This window comes from Paraglaciecola sp. T6c (assembly GCF_000014225.1).
GTDB classification, from domain to species: Bacteria; Pseudomonadota; Gammaproteobacteria; order Enterobacterales; family Alteromonadaceae; genus Paraglaciecola; species Paraglaciecola atlantica_A.
In genome coordinates, this window is the sequence record NC_008228.1 from 3,692,910 (window position 1) to 3,711,018 (window position 18,109).

Here is an 18,109-nt window from a genome sequence, read left to right on the forward strand (position 1 = left end):
AATCATATGCCCTAGCTTAGCTCACTCGTTTCTAACGTTTTGATTCTCACACCATTCGAGCAAGGACTTTTTTATCTAAAAACTGCGATCTGCTCTTTAAGATGACTTACTACATATTCAATATCTAGTTCATCCATATCAAAATAACTTGGTAGATTGATGCCCCTTTGATAAAGCGTCAAACTAATGGTGTTGTCCAATACAGGAGTAAACATTGGGAAACTCGACACTGGATAAAAAAACGGCCTGACTTGGATGTTTTTTTTGAGCATCGCTTGGATAAGCGCATCACGTTTTTCTAGAGTAAAGGAAGCAGGCAATATTATCGTTGGCATCCAATAGCTATTTTTGCAGCCTTCTATCTCGGGGTTCATTATGATATCGGCATGGACAAGACATGCTTCGTATTGTTCAAATATCCAGCGCTTGTTATCAACAAGTTCGCCTACTCTTTCTAATTGCGCTACGCCAATTGCAGCCTGCAAGTTAGACATTTTATATTTTAGGCCAATTTGCTCACACCAAAATAGCTTTGGCACAGCCGGATCTCGACCATGGTTGGCAATGATGCTTGCTTGCGCAAATAACCCCGGATTATTACTGACTAACATGCCACCTTCGCCAGTGGTCATTGTTTTAGTACCATGAAATGAGAACACACCATAATCGCCAATTGAACCGGCTTTTTTTCCTTTATATTCAGAGCCTAATGCTTCAGCCGCATCTTCTATTACTGGCAAATTATACTTTTTGGCAATCCGCATAATTTCGTCCATGTTGACCAAATTTCCATAAACATGCACCACCAAAATGGCTTTAGTTAATGGTGTAATCGCTGCTTCTACGGATTTGGGATCTATACACCAAGACTCTTCTTCAACATCCACAAAAACTGGTGTAGCGCCCAATTGCACTATGGGCGAGATTGACGCAATCCAAGTAATATCAGGTACAATCACTTCATCTCTTGCCTTTAACCCTAGACTTGCAAATGCAATATGTAATGCCCCAGTGCAACTTGAGGTTGCTAATCCAAATGGTGAATCTTGGTAAGCTTTAAACTCGTTCTCAAATCGAATTAAATAATCGTAACAATGCTCCCCCCACCCATTACAAATAGCATCATTAACGTAGTCTATTTCACGTTGGGTAATGGATGGTTTAGCTGCCAGTACATTTCTCATTTAAGCAGGTCCAAATTTGGGATGGCTGTAACAAAGGTAGTATGGGTTAACCATGCTAATTGGCTCTTAACTTCAGTTTTAATGTTCCATGGCAAGATAAGCACATAATCGACAGAGGCTTCTTCTAGGATAGTGGGGGACAATATAGGGATATGACTGCCCGGCATAAACTTCCCTTGTTTAGAAAGCGCTGCATCACATACAAATGGCAAAAGGTCGGGTTTCACACCAGCATAATTTAGTAAGGTATTTCCTTTGGCTGCAGCACCATAAGCAACTACTTTTTTACCTAGGCGTTTTTGCTCCACCAAAAACGCCAATAAATCATTTTTAACCTTATTAGCGCCTTGCTGAAATTCTTGATAAGGAGACAAGGTTTGTAACCCATTTTGTTTTTCTAGGTCTAACATTTGTTTAACAGCGACAGAATTTGTCCGCTTGTCCTGAGCATGACAGGCGTAAATGCGTAAACTTCCACCATGAGTCGGTAATGTTTCAACATCCCAAATGCGCAAGCCTGCTGCTGCAAAAATCTGGGTCACCGTAAACAAGGACAAGTATGAAAAGTGTTCGTGGTAAATAGTGTCGAACTGCACCTGTTGGATTAATTGCATTAGGTGTGGAAATTCCAATGTAATAGTTCCCTCAGGTTTTAATAGGGCTTTTAGTCCACAGGTAAAGTCATTGATATCTGGCACATGAGCATAAACATTATTACCAATAATTAAATCGGCTTGTTGCTGGGCTTTGGCCAATTGAGCAGCTAATGCTTCGCCAAAAAACTCCCGTAACACAGGGATGCCCAATTTTTCAGCCGCGGCGGCTGTGCTTGCGGTGGGCTCAATACCCAGACAAGGAATGTCCGCAGCAACAAAGTTTTTCAGTAGATACCCATCATTTGAAGCTATTTCTATTACGTGACTGTGCTTATCCAAATTTAGACGCTGAATAATGGCCTCTGAATAACGCTGAGCATGGGTTGTCCAGCCACTTGAGGTGCTCGAAAAATACGCATAATCGGCATTAAAAAGATCATTCGCTTGAGCATAGTCTTCCGTTTGCACCAGCCAACACTGCTCACACACTTTTACCTTGAGCGGATAATACACTTCAGGTTGCTTTAGTTGCTCAGCAGTTAAATAAGCGTTAGATGGAGGGGCAAAACCCAGATCTATAAAGGTGTTTTCTAACGCGGTTTGGCAATGTCTGCATTTCATTTTAGATCCACTCCTGCATACTCAGCATCTAGAAGGGAAAATGCTTGATCTCGCTCTGAACACTGACTAATAGGCAATGGCCAATTAATAGACAAACGTGGATCTAATAGGTTAAGGCCAGCCTCTGCTTTGGGTTGGTAAGCCTGTGAATGGCAATACAGTAATTCAACATCGTCGCACAAGGTTTGAAAACCATGGGCAAAACCTTCTGGGATTAATAGCCCGATGCCGTTATCACTGGTTAATTTTTCTGCATGCCAATGCAAAAAAGTCGCCGAATCAGCTCTAAGATCCACTACTACATCCCACACCTGCCCCTTTAAACAACTGACCAATTTTATTTCACTAAAGGGAGGAAGTTGAAAATGTAAGCCCCGAACGCTGCCTTTTTTAGCTGTATAAGTATGATTGATTTGTGCAATCGGCCCCTGCCAACCGCATATCGATAACTCAGCGGCACAAAACACCCGAGCGAAGAAACCTCTTTCATCACCAAGCTTTTGCCTTTTTACTTTTTTAAGCCCTGCTAGTGGCAAATCGGTCAGGCTAAATCGACTCACAACAACGCCTCGTAAGCGTCAATGTCCGCCGTGCTTGCATCTAATGCAGCTTTGCCCTGATTGACTTCTCGATACCAATCAAAGGTTTTTTGTATGCTTTGATTTAGCGACCAAACCGGCAGATTTTTTAACACATTGATACTCTTACTGGTATCTAACATCAGCAAGCCAGCTTCATGCATGTCATCTACAATGTGTGGGTAAAGAACCTTTCCAGCGCCATAAATCTTGCGTGCCTTATCTATCACATCTCGGACAGTTGCGGCTTCGTTGGCGTTAGGACCAAAATTATATGCGCCAGCTAATTCAGGTTGTGCGTATAACCTTTTTGCTAGTTGCATGTAGCCCCAAAGTGGCTCCAATACATGTTGCCATGGGCGTATCGCATCGGGACTGCGAATGTCTATAGCCTGGTGATTTTGCCAAGCGCGGATTGCATCGGGAATTAAACGTTCTTGTGACCAATCCCCTCCCCCAATGACATTTCCTGCTCTTGCCGTTGCTATGGCTACGCCTTGGTCTGCTAAATATCCATCTCTGTAGCTGGCTATCACCAACTCACTTGCTGCTTTGCTGGCGCTATAAGGATCGTGACCACCTAGGCGATCATTTTCACGGTAGGGGTATAGCCATTCGTTATTGTGATAGACCTTGTCTGTAGTTACCATAACTACAGACTTAACCGAATCAACTTTGCGTAAAGCTTCTAATAGATTGGCAGTGCCCATGATATTGGTCGAAAAGGTCTCTAAAGGTTGACGATAACTAACCCGCACCAGAGGTTGAGCTGCAAGATGAAAAACAATTTCAGGCTTTGCCTTTTGTACTAATGCGCTTAGCGCAACTGGATTTGTAATATCACAAATATGATGTTCACACAGTGACTCAATATTTAGCAGTGATGCCAAATTTGGTTCAGTATTTGGAGCAAGACTGATACCTGTAATATCAGCGCCTAAACGATTTAACCATAAGGTTAGCCAGCTGCCTTTAAAGCCAGTGTGGCCTGTTATTAAAATACGCCGACCTTGAAAAAAAATCTCAGATAATGGCATTACCACAGTTTCCAAGGCGCAGTTTTAGATTGCCATAAGGCATCCAGGTGATTTTTATCCCGTAAAGTATCCATGGCCTGCCAAAAACCATGATGTTGATATGCCGTCAATTGCCCTTGTTCGGCCAAACTAACTAACGGTTCGCCTTCAAAGCTGGTCTTATCATCTGCCAAATAATCAAATATAGTGGGCTCTAATACAAAAAAACCACCGTTAATGGATGAACCATCACCCGCTGGTTTTTCTTGGAAATTTTTAACAATATTTTGTTGGATATTTAACGCACCGTAACGCCCTGGAGGTTTAATAGCTGTAACTGTGGCAATTTTTGCTTGGCCTTTATGATGAGCTATCAAAGCCTTAATATTAATATCAGCGACACCATCGCCATAAGTAAAACAAAAGGTTTCATCACCAATATAATCTTGGATGCGTTTCAAACGACCGCCGGTCATACTAAATTCGCCGGTATTAACTAAGGTTACTCGCCAAGGCTCTGAGTGTTCTTGATGCACTTGCATAGCATTTGTACGCATGTCAAAAGTGACGTCAGACATATGTAAAAAGTAATTAGCGAAATACTCTTTAATGATATATCCCTTGTAACCAAGGCAGATGACAAAATCATTGATCCCGTAAAACGAATAAATTTTCATGATATGCCAAAGAATAGGCATACCACCAATTTCAATCATAGGTTTGGGTTTTAAATGTGACTCTTCACTTATTCGAGTGCCTAACCCGCCTGCTAGAATAACCGCTTTCATTTTATTCCTAAAAATTGACGAGAATACTGATTATAATCATATAGATAATCAACCGCTTGCTCTAGCGAAACTCGTTCAGAAAAAATTGATTTGTGTTGGGGTGGCATGACTTTTTCACACCAATGTTTTGTCGCTAACTCTTTAGCGGATAAATCCAATAAAACTTGATGATTTTTTCGAACGCCTAAGTGTTTGAAATTAGAGGCATAGAGATATTCAGGCCATTTATTCTGTTGCTTATCTTGCGCGAGTTTTGGCATTTTTTGGAAGACCGATTTTTGCTTTTGGCTAAAGTTAACAATGGTAAGATCTAATATCGCCTGCTGCTCTTCACGCTCTCCTGGCTCTAACCCAGTCATCTCGGCAAGCTCTTTGTTGGCGTAAAAACATAGAACTGGAATATTTAACTGTTGTTCTTTAATCGGGCCTTTAGTAACGATTTTTTTCAATGAATACAAGTCTCTGGCAATAGAATAAGTAGAACCTATACAAAAACCTGGAAGTGGCTTGTCATTTTTATAGGAGCCAAAATCTAGCTTTGAATCTTTAAGAAACGCTTTAACTTTTTCAAAATTGCTTGTGGTATTCATACCATTAGAAATAGCCGCAAATACCACATGTAACATTAGAGACTGGCCAATATGCACCCCAGATTTGGCTTCATTTAGGAATAAAAATTGTGACGTATAATCAGGCGACAAGGGATGAAAAACTTGTTTATATTTACTAAACACAGCTTTAATCACTGTTTTGCTGACACACCCCCCATATATTCTGCCATAACGACTTTCCAAAAAGTCACGGACATTATTACCTGATAATGGATATTTAATATTAAAGTAATGAGACAACGACTCGCTGGGCGAAAAAATGGCAGTGGCAACGGGTGCATTGGTTGGATGATAGTCACCGGTAATTTCACCGTTTAACATTTTTGGTTCGCCCAACCATTCATAATTCCAGGAAATTAGATCAGGCTGATACTTTACATAAGTCTCATAAATAACTTGTAGTGCGTCTTTTCTCAGAAAAAACTTTTCATTAAAAATAGAGATATATTCGCCACGAGCGCCCTCAATAGCAAAATTCCAATGGTCGGTCATATTTAGCGGTTTGCTTGGACGTTTATAGGTGAAGCGGCTATCTTTAAGAAAAGCCTTGATGTTTTCTTGGCAAAACTCATCAACCCCATTGTCAGATATGATCACTTCAAAATTAGTAAAGCTTTGTTTTTGCAAAAACGTCAGCACAATTGGGACAAAATCTGCTCTGTCTCGGGTCGGTAAAACAATGGATATAAATGGGTTATTCATGGGTTAGCCACGTTAATCCAAGGGTGAGATGTCTGAATATCAACAACATCTTATTTAACCTAGCTGATCATCTATTTGTTTTAAGCATCTAGCACAATTTGCCAACGTCATACGCATAACGCGGTTGATTATTGTTTTTATTTCTGCATCCTCGGTCTGATTAAACACCTCTGCCATACGTTTTAACACACCAAGATGGCCATTAACGTTTTGCATGGTTTTGGGGGCGGTCATGATTGAATTTTTTCTAATACGTCTACGATATAAAGAACTAGGTATTGCCATGACCCGGCCATCATTCACCAATAGTTCCATGCTAAAGGCATTATCTTCATGGATGATATTGGGTACAAATCGAATATTTTTAAACTTTTCCAGTTTGTATAAATACAAAACTGGCGACGCAATAAATTTATTATTGTTCATTTGCTGAACTAGAAACTCACCACCACTAAACACATCTTCAGGCGCATTTCTCACGTAAGTGTCTGGCTTGAAACCTTGGATTAAATAAGTATTAAGGCATTCTCTGGTGTGCTCATCGGTAACTTTATCATCTACAAAAGACTCCCCATCAAACAGTACCATATCTAATTGCTTTTGCTCTGCCAATGCGACTGTGACTTCCAAGGTATTATTTTCCCAGCAATCATCGCTATCTATGAAAATTAGATATTTCCCTGTGGCCTGTTCAATACCCAAGTTCCTTGCCACTGATTGTCCAGAATTTTCAATTTGCAAAAGCTTGATTTTTTGTTTTTTTTGATAGGATTTAAGAATGTCTAAACTGCTATCTGTAGATCCATCGTCAATCACAATTATTTCAAAATCTTGATAAGTTTGCGCCAGAACCGAATCAATACAGTCTGCAATATAACTTTGTGAATTATAAACCGGTATTACAACTGAAACTAAAGTAGACATCTATGCCTCATAAAGAACAATACGAATTAAATTTTAAATTAAATCTATTAACCAAGCACGTTAACTTTTGTGAGTGTTGTCGGTTAGACAACAGTGTTTATTTAAATTTAAAACAGCAAAATTATGCAAGTCAGAATAGTTAAAACTCTATTACTTTTTCTATAAGCCTAGGGGCAAAACCTAATATGTCTTGCTTCATCGAATTTTGATGTCTATTAGTTGCCAAAATTATTCCCTGTACCATGGCTAATTCTTCCTTACTTATGGACTGAAGTGTCGTTACAGCAATACCTTGTAGTTTTGCCTGACTGTGCATAACCTTGGAATCAATTACCCTTAATACCTTAAAGCGCTTATTTAGATTTAAAATAAGGGATCTAGCATAATCATTCCCGCCCCAAATCATCAAGTGGGTCACACTTCGATTTTTGCAGGTTAATTCTACCTGCCGGATTCTTTTTTGTAATTGCCGAACCTGCGTAACAAATGAAATCAAAACCTTTATCGTTGCCCGTGGACTACTAAGCAAAATTCTTAGCATTAATTTATTCTTAAGAACAGGCATAAGTTCTAGGAAAAAAACCGCCTTTCTTAACACCACCCGTTGGAAAAAATACAAGGCAGATTGTGTATCAAAGTAACTTGCTCGTTGCACATAAAACCACAAGGAATATTCCCAGCTAAGGTTATCCGCCACACTATCATCAGAATCTTTATTGCGAATTGTTAAAGGCTCAGGGATAAAGTAAAAGTGTTGAGTCATTGCTCCTACCTGTAATGCAAAATCCCAATCTTGATGACCTGAGAACCTTTCATCAAATAAACAATTTTTAGCCACCATTGTTGGTACACAAATGGTACTTGATTGTATGCCACCAACATTGTTCGTAACAAAAGAATAATGCGCTACAGATTCACTGCTAGCTTTCGCAGCTTTTGGTAAAGACTCAGTGAGTTTACCGTTTTCACTATTGCTATATTGATGATGGATTAAAAAGGTATCACTACAGGTTTTTGTGTTGATGTATTCTAAGGCTCGTTCCAGTTTATTTGGGAGCCAAAAATCGTCTGAGTCTAAAAAGCAGATGTACTTGCCTGAAGCAGCATTAATACCTGTGTTCCTTGCAGCGGCCCCGTTTTTATTAATGGCATGGCGTAAAAGCTTTAGTTTTGGTTCTTGAAAACTCAACACTAGCTGCTCAATTCCCTCTGCAATAGAGGGCGTCGAACCATCATCAACAATCAATACCTCATAGTTTTGAATGGATTGCGACAACACCGATTCGAGTGCTTTTTTAAGTGATTTTGTGCGATTAAAAACCGGAATGATAATACTAAATAACAACATGCTACTTAACAGCAACAGCGATAGTAAAACAGCCATCTGAGCCAGCAACAACTGCTCCTGCTACTGGATCGTGTTGCGCAAAAAGCGTCACGTTTTGAAAGCCTGACCTATGCAACATATCCGTTAACTCTGTATTGCTATAATGCTTTAAATGGAATTCAAATTTCACCGGGTCAAAGGGCATGACATCTTGATTTGGTGTGGAGCATATAAGTTGTCCTCCGGGCTTGAGCACCTTAAAAAACACATCTAATAACTGTTGATCAAAATCCACATGTTCTATGGTTTCAAACGACACCACCGCATCTTGAGTATTAGCTGCAATATCCAGTAACTTGGCATCTTGGCAACAAAAAATCGTATTTTCATTGCTAAAATGCTGTTTAGCATGCGCTATAGCCGCTTGTTCAATGTCTACGCCTGTTAATTTAGCGCCCGTGTGTTTAGCCAACATTAAGGTGCCGTAGCCTATACCACAGGCCAAATCTAAAACTTGAGCATTACTGGGTAACGTGACTAATTGCTCACAAGCAAACTCGTACCTATTTAAATGGTCTGGGCGAATTTGATCGTAGTGTGTTGATATTTGTCTTTCACCACGGTGCATGGTTTTAGTGGCACTGGCGTTGATTTGAGCCCCTTCAACATGTATCTGTATTTCACAAAACCCTGCACGCTCCAGTAACAACTTTAACCTCGCTTGGTTATAACCAGACTTAAAGATATCTTGTTGATTAGATTCATAGTTGTCATTTCTAGGGTTACCGTTGTGTTGCCTACCCCATATCCCTGCAAACGCTTTACGCGCGTTGGAGTCGGCATTGAGTAAATCTTGATTATCCCAAGTAGCGCTTTGCCATAACTGTATAAAATAATCGGTATTTGGCACACTGAGCTTTATTTCACCATTTATAACTAAGCTGTCAAACCAGGTCAGCATCGCTAAATCCGCTTCCATACTGGTTAAATACGGTAAAATATTACTGGCAGTTAAGAGCTCGATGCGATTTTTTTCACTGAACCTTTCCCACACATTCGTTAGTGGTGTTTGGCTATTTGCTTGCTTCAGCCAATATTGCTGGTCTTTGCGCACTAGCTGGCATTTGTTCACACTACTTTCTCCTGCTGTCGCACGTGGTCATTTCGCTCACTGACCGAACCTTGCTTTTTATTATTTTTGCTCAAAAGTGAAGGCGAGATAAAACTGAAGGTTTGTAATTTACCTAAATCAAAATAAGTATCAGTCACTGTGAATTGGCGGTAGCACATAGCCGCCAACAGCCGATCAACTTGGCTAATATGTTTTTTAAGTAAACAGTCACCTTCAAGGACTACTTTTTTACCCAGCAAGGCCGCCTCATACAAAACCGAAGAGTTGATGCCATGGACTATGTCTGCATGAGCACAAAGTTGTATTGTATCTTCGCTGCTTACCCTTCCATGTGAATATAGGTAAGTGTGACTCAATCTATCTTTAGGGTGGGGTTTAAATACTAAGTTTTGCTTTGGGTATTGCTCTTCAATAAAATCAATAAACGGTTGCATGCCCTTGGTAAATTTTGAATGATTAAGCACATTAGAATCACTAGGCACTTGGAGTGGGATAAAAACATAACGCTCTTGGCTATGCTTAACATCTTGCGAGGCCAATAAAAACTGCTGACGTAACAGCTTTAAGTCTTGCAACATTTGCTCATTCACCCAGCTAAGATCATCAAAGTAGAGTTGACTATTGTTATTGACCCCAAGGCGGTCAAAATAAAAGTATTGATGCTGCGGAAAAAAACCACATTCAGCAAAGGTTACTTCTACTTTTAACGCCTTTAATTTTTCAATAATGGGTAAAAATGCTGATGTAGAGCCATTCCAAACAATGACACTTTTAGCTGATTGAAGATAATCATCGTTAAAACGCTGCAACGGATGGCGAACATCAACTCGCGTGCCGGCGCCTTCTAGCGCGGCAAAAAAACATTGTAAATAGGCAGGGCGGTTGATGCTGGCATATAAATCGATATAGAGAAGTGTGTTATCGCTAATGCCTAATTCGGCTTGTGTTGAATGTGCTGGGGCGCACAACATCATATCCCAAAACTCTGCACTTACCTCTGTTTTAGTGGCTAACCTGTGAATCATCTCAAGTTGAAAGTGCCCAGTACCCAGCACAATTATCGACAGCTCTAAACGACTTTGTTCGTCTTCAATTTGTTGCTCTATATGCGGGTAATCTGCTTGAATATTGCTTACCCACCAAATAGTTGGGAGGCTGAGGTTTAATTTGGAAAGTTGTGCCAACAAACCTTTAGCGTAAGCACCATCACCAACCAGACAATATTCCTGCTTATCCAGCTCGGAAATTTTTCGTATTATACGCTTTTGGTTTGCAGCAATAGCTTCACTGGCCAACATCTTAAGCAAATCCTTGCCCAGTGAACCGATTAAAAATATTCAGCGCATTACCTACCGCATCATCCATATTGTAATACTTATAATCAGCTAACCTACCAGCCGTGATCACGTTCTCAAACGCTTGCAACCTTTGTTTGTATTGCTCGAATCGCTCTTGGTTAGCTTGATTAAAAATCGGGTAATACGGGACGTTTTTATTTGGATTGTGGCGGTCATAGTCTTGTGGGTATTCTTTTACAATGACGGTTTGGTCTGATTGTTGTCTTAGGATATGCTTGAATTCGGTTATGCGAGTATACGCATGTTCGTTGGGGTAATTAACCGTTGTATTTGGTTGAAACTCTCTAATATTAAGGGTTTGAAAATCAAATTGCAGTGACCGATAAGGTAACTCCCCGTCTGAATAGTCAAATAATTGGTCAAGCATACCAGTAAAAACCAATTTACCGTCAAACGCTTGCCCCTTAAATTCCACTGACTTAGTTGCGTCATTTAAGCGAATTAGACTACTTGCGTCGCTACTGAGTTGTACCTCTATATTGTCGTGGTTTAATAAATTGGCGATAAGCTGAGTATAACCTTGGCTTGGAATTGCTTGATATTTATCATGAAAATACCGGTCGTCTCTAGAGACGATTATGGGCACTCTAGCGGTAACCTCAGGTGAAATGTCTTCAGGTGAACAACCCCATTGTTTAGTCGTATAATTTACAAAAAACTTTTCGTAAACCAATTCAGCTAATTGTTGCAGTGTAGCGAATTGACTTTTTCTCAGTTCCAGAATGGGCACTTTGCCCCCTGCCCCATATTGCTGCACTAATAAAGCTTCGATTTCCTGTGCTTGCTCATCAGGGTAGAGTTGATACAAAGTATTCAGATTAAAAGGGATGGGCACTAATTTACCATCAATAAACCCCAGTACTTTATGTTCGTAGCGCGTCCACTGGGTAAACTGACTCAGATATTGCCACACATGCTCTTTATCGGTGTGAAACAAATGAGGCCCATACTGATGCACCGTAATACCCGAATCATCGGTGTAGTCATAACAATTACCTGCAATATGAGACCGTTGTTCTAACACTAAAACCTTTTTATTTTGCTGACTGGCAAAACGTTCAGCCATCACGGCCCCAGAAAAACCAGCACCAACGACTATAACATCAAAACTAGACATTTAAGCAGCTTCACTTAACAGTTTGTTTAGTTGCTCAGCGTCGTGTCTGCTTTCAAACACCGCACGATGTTTTTCACTAAAAAAGTAATCTTTTTTAGAAGCCAATTCGATGTACTTGATAAAAAGGTCATTCGCACCTCTGATCAGAAAATATAAGGCGGCAGCAAACCTATGATGAGCGATACCTGCATCGATGATTGTTTGATTAACACCAAACTGTACAGCTTGTTGGCAGGCCAATTCAATATCCATCAATGACTGTTCGCGTCTGGCATAAGAGCGGCTGGTTTGCTGGCCAAAACTATTTTCATGAATACGATAGCGGCCTAACACTTGTGGAATAAAATCAATATTTGCAGATAAATAACCTGCATTATTAATATAAAAGGCATAATCAAAAATGATCTTACATTTAGCTGAAATCGTCATTTGCAGATTTTGATGATTTCTAAACATTACACTACTGGCTTGCATGTAGGTACCATATTTAATCATATGTTCAATTGTGGAACGCGCTGGGATATATGACCAGTTATAAAAATCTTCCGAATATAGCTTAATAGTTTTGTCCGTGACCGAATCAAACATGTCGGATTCGTGATAGACCATGTGGCAATCTTCGTGTGTATCTAAATAATCTACTTGACGCTGTAACTTTGAAGGCAACGCAATATCGTCCCCATCAAGATAGGCTATATATTCGCCTTTAGCCGCTGCAAGCAAGGTGCCCATGTTAGCCGCTAAGCCTTGGTTTTGAGTCTTGTATATGGCGTTTAACTTGTTTGGAAACAAAGTCTCAAGGGTTGCTATAACCGCTTGAGTATTATCTGTTGATGCGTCATCACAAACAATGACTTCAAAGTCAAAATCAGTCTCTTGTTCAAGTACTGAAAGTAAACATTCAGCAATAAAATTTTGTAAATTACATGCAGGAACAAGAACTGAAAGTTTCATAACAGGTTATACCTCAAACGACTATTCACTGAATTAGCTTTTAATTTTTATACTTATCTTATCGGCCTTTTTAAGCGAAACTTAACTAAGCCGTACTACCCGCATCAACCGTCATTACAGTGCCAGTGATAGCAGAGCCTTTGTCACTTAATAAAAAGCTAACCATGGCAGCGGCATCCTCAACACTGGCTAATCTACCTAAAGGGCTTCTGCGTTTAATTGATGCTAGCTTTTCACCTTGTAAATCGCCTGTCATGTCAGTTTGCATATAACCGGGCGCAACACAATTTACGGTAATTCCCGCCTTACCTACTTCCCTAGCAAGTGATTTACTAAAGCCTTCTAACGCTGCCTTGCTAGCAGCATAAACGCTCAATCCGTTAAATCCTGTTTTTGCGATGATTGAAGAAATATTAATAATTCGCCCCCTTCTATTAAGTAGCATTGAGCGTAGCAAGTACTTACTCAACAACATGGGAGACTGCACATTCAAACGCATTAAATTATCGATTTCACCGTTTGGCATAGTCGCCAGTACGCCGTCATGCCCCACAGCAGCATTATTCACCAATCCGTAAGGACGCCCGAAGCGCTTGACTATTGACTTACATAGCGCCGGCAAAGCATCTAAATCAGCTAAATCTGCTTCAATAAAATGACAACAATCAGGATACGCGTCGCTCAAACTATGCAGTTCAGGGCTGTAGGTACGCGCAAGTGCAACCACTGACACTCCAGAGTCGAGAAGATCTCGGCAAATGGCTAGGCCTAAGCCTCTACTCGCGCCCGTTACTATCACGTACTCAGACATGATCATCGCTCCTGCTTAATTTGCCCGTTGGGCACATCACTAAACTGTCAATTTGACGTAATTTTACAGGAATTTCAAAGCGTTGTAGCATCAATTTACACTGTGCGCGAACAGTTCGGCTAATATTCCCCCAGTCTTGATTGGGCTCAATAAGAATATCAGCCACGACAAGGTTGCCCAGTACACTATTGGGCTGCCCATACACTTTTGCCTGAGACACTCCTTTAACCGACAAAATGACTGATTCGACTTTTTCTGGTGGTACTTTATTTCCGCCAACATTAATAACGCCAGACGCACGCCCGAGAAAATGTACTCTATCGCCGTCTGCTTGCACGATGTCCTGCGTATCTAGATACCCCTCGTCATCGATAAGTGTATCAAGTTGCGCATCTAGTTCATGCTTGGGTTTTATGCGTAAATGTTGTTTTTCATCGATTGCTAATTGCGCGTTGCTCATCCCTTGCTGTAACCAACTAACAGGAAATCCGGCTAGTTTATCTTTCACTACAAACCCGACTCCTGCTTCTGTAGAGGCATATATGTGCCGAATACTAGCCTGGGGATAAAGTTCAGAGAGCTTATCGAGCAATGGTTGGTCCGCAATTTCTCCGCCTAATGTGATGCGCTTTAGTGGCACGCGTTGTAACTGGTTTGTCATCAGCATTTGACGCCACATACTTGGAGTGGCAGATATGGCATTGACCTTGGCCTTTGCATATTGCTGCAGTCTTGCTATTAAGTCATGCGTGGTGTCGTCCACCAATGTTGCCCCGCTGATGAGCACCTGTAATAGTACTTGTAACCCGGCGTACCGATAGGCTTGATAGCAATTTGCCCATTTCAATTCTGACAGCGTGTTTGAATATTTGGTATTCAAGGTTAAGGAAGTGAGTGTATGCGCAAACCATTTAGGTTGGCCTGATGTACCCGACGAGGCTAACCACCAGCGAGTAACCGTTTCGCGTGTATCAGGTGGCGCTTTCAACTTGCCTGATGTAGCAGAGGCATCTGCTGCGCTCCTAGTCTGGCTATAAGCTTGCTTGGGCGGCGAGTTAATATCTATCGTGAGCCGCGAGCAGCTATTCTCAATACTTTCAGCTAGCTCGGTTGAACATAAAAACAGGTCGCTACACAAGCCATCAAACGCGAGTAACCCCACACAGAAAGCAGCGCTGTCGGTATAAATAAGCGCCAGAGGTTTATTTTCTAGGTACTGATATTCAGCTCGCCAGAGCTTGGCTAGCGCCAATAACTGCTCTAATGAAAACGACTGGCTTGTATTCGCAATCACAGGAGTGACTGCCTTTGTCAGTAAAAGAGACGCTAAGCTACTCATTAGTCGCGTGTTTGCTCTAACCCCTGGGCGTAAATCGCAACAAACTCGGCGAAAGTCGCAGGGTACACTTTTATAGCTAACTCAGTGAAAGGATCGATGCCTAACTCTTCTTCTAATTGAGCTACTAACATTGCGTAGCCTAATGAATCGAGCCCTGACTTCAGCAACAACGTATCAGGCTCTATAGGGTCAATTAATCTGCAGTCGCTTAACTCAGCAACATCACGCATAGCGCGCATAACGATCTGTTCAATATTCACTTTTATTCCTTACTCAAGAATGTCACTTGCTGACACCCTCTTTGAATGGGTTTGGGTAGTTTAACTAATACAGCGTCTCGGTGTTGCCGCCACTTTTGCATCGCATAATAGAAATAATGGATATCGTAATGGGTAATATCTGACTGACCGTTGCTTCGGCGCATGCCGCCACTTTCAATTTTTACTCGTTCGTAATCAAATAGCGTATGTAGTTTTAAAGCCGCAGTATTAAAAGATAATACTTGTGCCTCAAGACCAGTGCAGTTTATCTTTTGTTGAGCATACTCAAGTGCAGCCCACTCGAGTATTAATCCACTACCTGGTGCGCAATTTACCTCACCCAGATAACATCCCCACTGCATCACGGAATGTTGAGTATCACTAACGTTCAACACACCAATAGGGCGAGAGTGTTGGCAGTAAATCCAGCATTCACGGTTGGTATCTTGCATTAAAGCTTCAAACCAATGCTGATGTTCATCCCACGCAATAAGTTTATCGCAATGCATATTTTCTCGCACTCTTTCACTATTGCGCCAATGCCAAACCGTTGATAAATGGGATGCGTTAATCGGTACAAAACAATGCTCACTGGTAACGTCATTCATAGCAAGTTAGTCTCGTGTGGTTCATTAGGCAGCTTTGAATAAAGTGCAGTAAAAATACGATTAAATCCCGCTTGCTGACGAGCAGATAATGCATTGCTATGCATTTGGTTTAATAATTCTGGTTGATGCCACAGTGCCATCGATTTTTGTACTATTTGCTCAAGCAATAATGCTTTGGCGTTCATTTCAAATGTTGGCTGCTCTTGCAGAGCATTTTTAATACTCACAAAGCACCAGCCCTGCCCTCTCGCCTGCTCACTAGCGAACAATTGATTCTTAGCCGTGACCACAAAAATTGAAGGCGTGGCACAATGTAACAGTTCAAACTGGCTAGCACCGGCAGCCGAAATAGCTAAACGCCCCTGGTGAAATACTTCTGCTACTTGCTGGCAGTCATGAAAGTGTTCTATCGATAGGTGGCTGTGTTTTATAAACTTTTCTAGCTCATCAGTATGCTGATAACCACTCCCTGTAATGATAGTGATCGGAAGTCGAATGGAAGATTCTGAAAAAAGTTTCAGCAAGGGCAAAGTAAGCTGACTTGGATCGCTACCGCCGAACATCAAGATCAAGCGATTACGCTTATTAAAGGGGAGTGTTTGCACCTGATAAAATTCTTGCCTAAGAACACGGTAGCTATCACCCGCACAGCACCATGCATTTGGAGCAAGGTCGTTATAGTTTAGTTTATCTGCCCCGCTCGCCCAGTTGATGATCATGGATAAATGCTCATCTTTAATACCTGCGTCCAATAACTGGCCATCATCAAACATAGCCAGTTTACAGGTATTTAAATCCAGTAATTTTCGATAATCTGAATCAAATTGGTATCCATCTAAGATAAGCCAGTCAGCTTGCTCTTTAATACACAGTTGCTGTAATTCGTGATGTTCATCATAACGTGAGCTAGCAGTAATAACGTACAACTCCCCCATCCAGTCGCTGCGGTTTTGGCAATGCTGTAAACTATTCTGACTCACTGCAAATACCGCTCTTACATTGCGACTATGTAAACCTTGCGCTAATGCAAGGCAACGCATCACGTGCCCTAAACCGATATCCGCTCCCGCGTCTACTCGAAAAATAATACATTGCTGTTTGTGCGTATTATCTAACATGGGACCAATTAAGTGCTGTGCCTTTCATTATGTCTTGTGTCGCCTGCTTACCTTGCAAGTCTTCCCAGTGTTTGGGCGCTAAACCAAAAGCCGGACGGACTACGCGCAGATTCATCTCAGTAAATGCCTCGCCTGCTTTAATATTTTCACTAGCATAAATTGAGCGGCGATACTGTTTGGACTTTTGTTCAACATCACTGCCCCCGTATTTTACCTCGCCGAGCGCTTGCCAAGCCCGCTGTGTTTCATCCACCAGCATTTTAAATTCACTTGGCTCTAATGAAAAAGCGGCATCAACCCCCCCTGCTCCCCTATCAAGTACGAAGTGTTTTTCAATAACAGCTGCGCCTAACGCAATCGAAGCAACTGACACGCCAACGCCAGCGGTATGATCGGATAGCCCGACCTGACAACTAAACGCATCACGCAGATGAGGAATGGTGTGCAAGTTTGTATTTGACGCCTGTGCTGGATAAGTACTGGTGCATTTAAGCAGTATGATATCGTCGCAGCCCGCAGCTTTAGCTGCAACTACCGCAGCCTCAATTTCACTTAATGATGCCATGCCAGTTGACATAATAATCGGCTTCCCCATAGACGCCGTTTTGCTAATAAGCGGAATATCTGTTAGCTCAAAAGACGCAATTTTGTAACACGGCACTGCTAAGTCATCCAGATAATCGACGGCGTTAGCATCAAAGGGAGAACTGAAAGCCAGCATACCGAGCTCTTTAGCTCTATTAAACAGCACACTGTGCCACTCATACGGCGTGGCAGCTTTTGCATATAAACCGTGTAAAGAAGCACCATGCCATAAACTGTCCTTTTCTTGGATAACAAAATCGGCAGTATTCACATCCAGCGTCATGCTATCGGCTGTAAATGTTTGCAATTTGATAGCGTGGGCGCCTGCCTTAGCAGCGGCTTCAACCATATTCAGAGCTAACGACAATTGTTGATTATGGTTACCGCTCAGCTCGGCAATGATAAATGGCGGATGCTGGGGGCCAATAGGCCTGTCACCAATGAAAATCGTTGACTGTTTATTTATCGACATAGATACGT

At 41.4% G+C, this 18,109-nt stretch carries 18 protein-coding genes; all 18 read right to left on the reverse strand.

The features are described 5' to 3' along the window. Positions 1-71: 71 nt before the first annotated feature. The 18 genes from PATL_RS15685 to pseI all read right to left on the reverse strand — a co-directional run bounded on the left by PATL_RS15685 (position 72) and on the right by pseI (position 18,101). A complete protein-coding gene (locus PATL_RS15685; RefSeq protein ID WP_011575805.1) occupies positions 72-1,184 on the reverse strand; it encodes a DegT/DnrJ/EryC1/StrS family aminotransferase in 1,113 nt (370 codons plus the stop codon). Further along, on the reverse strand, positions 1,181-2,401 hold the full coding sequence (locus tag PATL_RS15690) for a class I SAM-dependent methyltransferase (protein WP_011575806.1): 1,221 nt from the start codon (positions 2,399-2,401) through the stop codon (positions 1,181-1,183). The genes PATL_RS15685 and PATL_RS15690 overlap by 4 nt, the downstream gene beginning before the upstream one ends. Further along, positions 2,398-2,961, reverse strand: coding sequence for a dTDP-4-dehydrorhamnose 3,5-epimerase family protein (locus tag PATL_RS15695; protein WP_011575807.1), 564 nt, complete (start codon positions 2,959-2,961; stop codon positions 2,398-2,400). Before PATL_RS15695 ends, PATL_RS15690 begins: the two co-directional genes overlap by 4 nt. Further along, entirely contained in the window at positions 2,958-4,016 is a 1,059-nt protein-coding gene (rfbG, locus tag PATL_RS15700) for a CDP-glucose 4,6-dehydratase (protein WP_011575808.1), read from the reverse strand. Before rfbG ends, PATL_RS15695 begins: the two co-directional genes overlap by 4 nt. Continuing rightward, positions 4,016-4,783: a glucose-1-phosphate cytidylyltransferase gene (rfbF, locus tag PATL_RS15705; protein WP_011575809.1), complete on the reverse strand. Its 768-nt coding sequence runs from the start codon at positions 4,781-4,783 to the stop codon at positions 4,016-4,018. The genes rfbG and rfbF overlap by 1 nt, the downstream gene beginning before the upstream one ends. Continuing rightward, a complete protein-coding gene (locus tag PATL_RS15710; RefSeq protein ID WP_011575810.1) occupies positions 4,780-6,096 on the reverse strand; it encodes a glycosyltransferase family 2 protein in 1,317 nt (438 codons plus the stop codon). The genes rfbF and PATL_RS15710 overlap by 4 nt, the downstream gene beginning before the upstream one ends. Positions 6,097-6,150: 54 nt before the next feature. Beyond that, positions 6,151-7,020: a glycosyltransferase gene (locus PATL_RS15715; RefSeq protein WP_011575811.1), complete on the reverse strand. Its 870-nt coding sequence runs from the start codon at positions 7,018-7,020 to the stop codon at positions 6,151-6,153. Positions 7,021-7,159: 139 nt separating this feature from the next. Next, positions 7,160-8,416: a glycosyltransferase family 2 protein gene (locus tag PATL_RS15720; protein ID WP_232283234.1), complete on the reverse strand. Its 1,257-nt coding sequence runs from the start codon at positions 8,414-8,416 to the stop codon at positions 7,160-7,162. Next, positions 8,370-9,479, reverse strand: a complete 1,110-nt coding sequence (locus PATL_RS15725; RefSeq protein WP_011575813.1) for a class I SAM-dependent methyltransferase — start codon at positions 9,477-9,479, stop codon at positions 8,370-8,372. Before PATL_RS15725 ends, PATL_RS15720 begins: the two co-directional genes overlap by 47 nt. Then, a complete protein-coding gene (locus PATL_RS15730) occupies positions 9,476-10,777 on the reverse strand; it encodes a capsule polysaccharide biosynthesis (protein ID WP_011575814.1) in 1,302 nt (433 codons plus the stop codon). The genes PATL_RS15725 and PATL_RS15730 overlap by 4 nt, the downstream gene beginning before the upstream one ends. 1 nt (position 10,778) lies before the next feature. Then, positions 10,779-11,954 (reverse strand): UDP-galactopyranose mutase, encoded by a 1,176-nt coding sequence (gene glf / locus PATL_RS15735; RefSeq protein WP_011575815.1) that lies wholly within the window; start codon positions 11,952-11,954, stop codon positions 10,779-10,781. After that, positions 11,955-12,908: a glycosyltransferase family 2 protein gene (locus PATL_RS15740; RefSeq protein WP_011575816.1), complete on the reverse strand. Its 954-nt coding sequence runs from the start codon at positions 12,906-12,908 to the stop codon at positions 11,955-11,957. It lies immediately after the preceding gene. A gap of 85 nt (positions 12,909-12,993) precedes the next feature. Next, entirely contained in the window at positions 12,994-13,719 is a 726-nt protein-coding gene (locus tag PATL_RS15745) for an SDR family NAD(P)-dependent oxidoreductase (RefSeq protein ID WP_011575817.1), read from the reverse strand. After that, positions 13,712-15,058, reverse strand: a complete 1,347-nt coding sequence (locus PATL_RS15750) for an AMP-binding protein (protein WP_011575818.1) — start codon at positions 15,056-15,058, stop codon at positions 13,712-13,714. Before PATL_RS15750 ends, PATL_RS15745 begins: the two co-directional genes overlap by 8 nt. Then, the gene (locus tag PATL_RS15755; protein ID WP_011575819.1) at positions 15,058-15,318 is read right to left on the reverse strand and encodes an acyl carrier protein; all 261 of its coding nucleotides are present in this window, start codon (positions 15,316-15,318) and stop codon (positions 15,058-15,060) included. Before PATL_RS15755 ends, PATL_RS15750 begins: the two co-directional genes overlap by 1 nt. Positions 15,319-15,320: 2 nt before the next feature. Next, positions 15,321-15,926, reverse strand: coding sequence for a UDP-4-amino-4,6-dideoxy-N-acetyl-beta-L-altrosamine N-acetyltransferase (pseH, locus tag PATL_RS15760; protein ID WP_011575820.1), 606 nt, complete (start codon positions 15,924-15,926; stop codon positions 15,321-15,323). Further along, positions 15,923-17,044 carry a UDP-2,4-diacetamido-2,4,6-trideoxy-beta-L-altropyranose hydrolase gene (gene pseG / locus PATL_RS15765; RefSeq protein ID WP_011575821.1) on the reverse strand — a complete coding sequence of 374 codons (1,122 nt, stop codon included), beginning with the start codon at positions 17,042-17,044 and terminating at the stop codon, positions 15,923-15,925. The genes pseH and pseG overlap by 4 nt, the downstream gene beginning before the upstream one ends. Then, positions 17,034-18,101 carry a pseudaminic acid synthase gene (gene pseI, locus PATL_RS15770; RefSeq protein WP_011575822.1) on the reverse strand — a complete coding sequence of 356 codons (1,068 nt, stop codon included), beginning with the start codon at positions 18,099-18,101 and terminating at the stop codon, positions 17,034-17,036. Before pseI ends, pseG begins: the two co-directional genes overlap by 11 nt. Positions 18,102-18,109 lie beyond the last annotated feature (8 nt).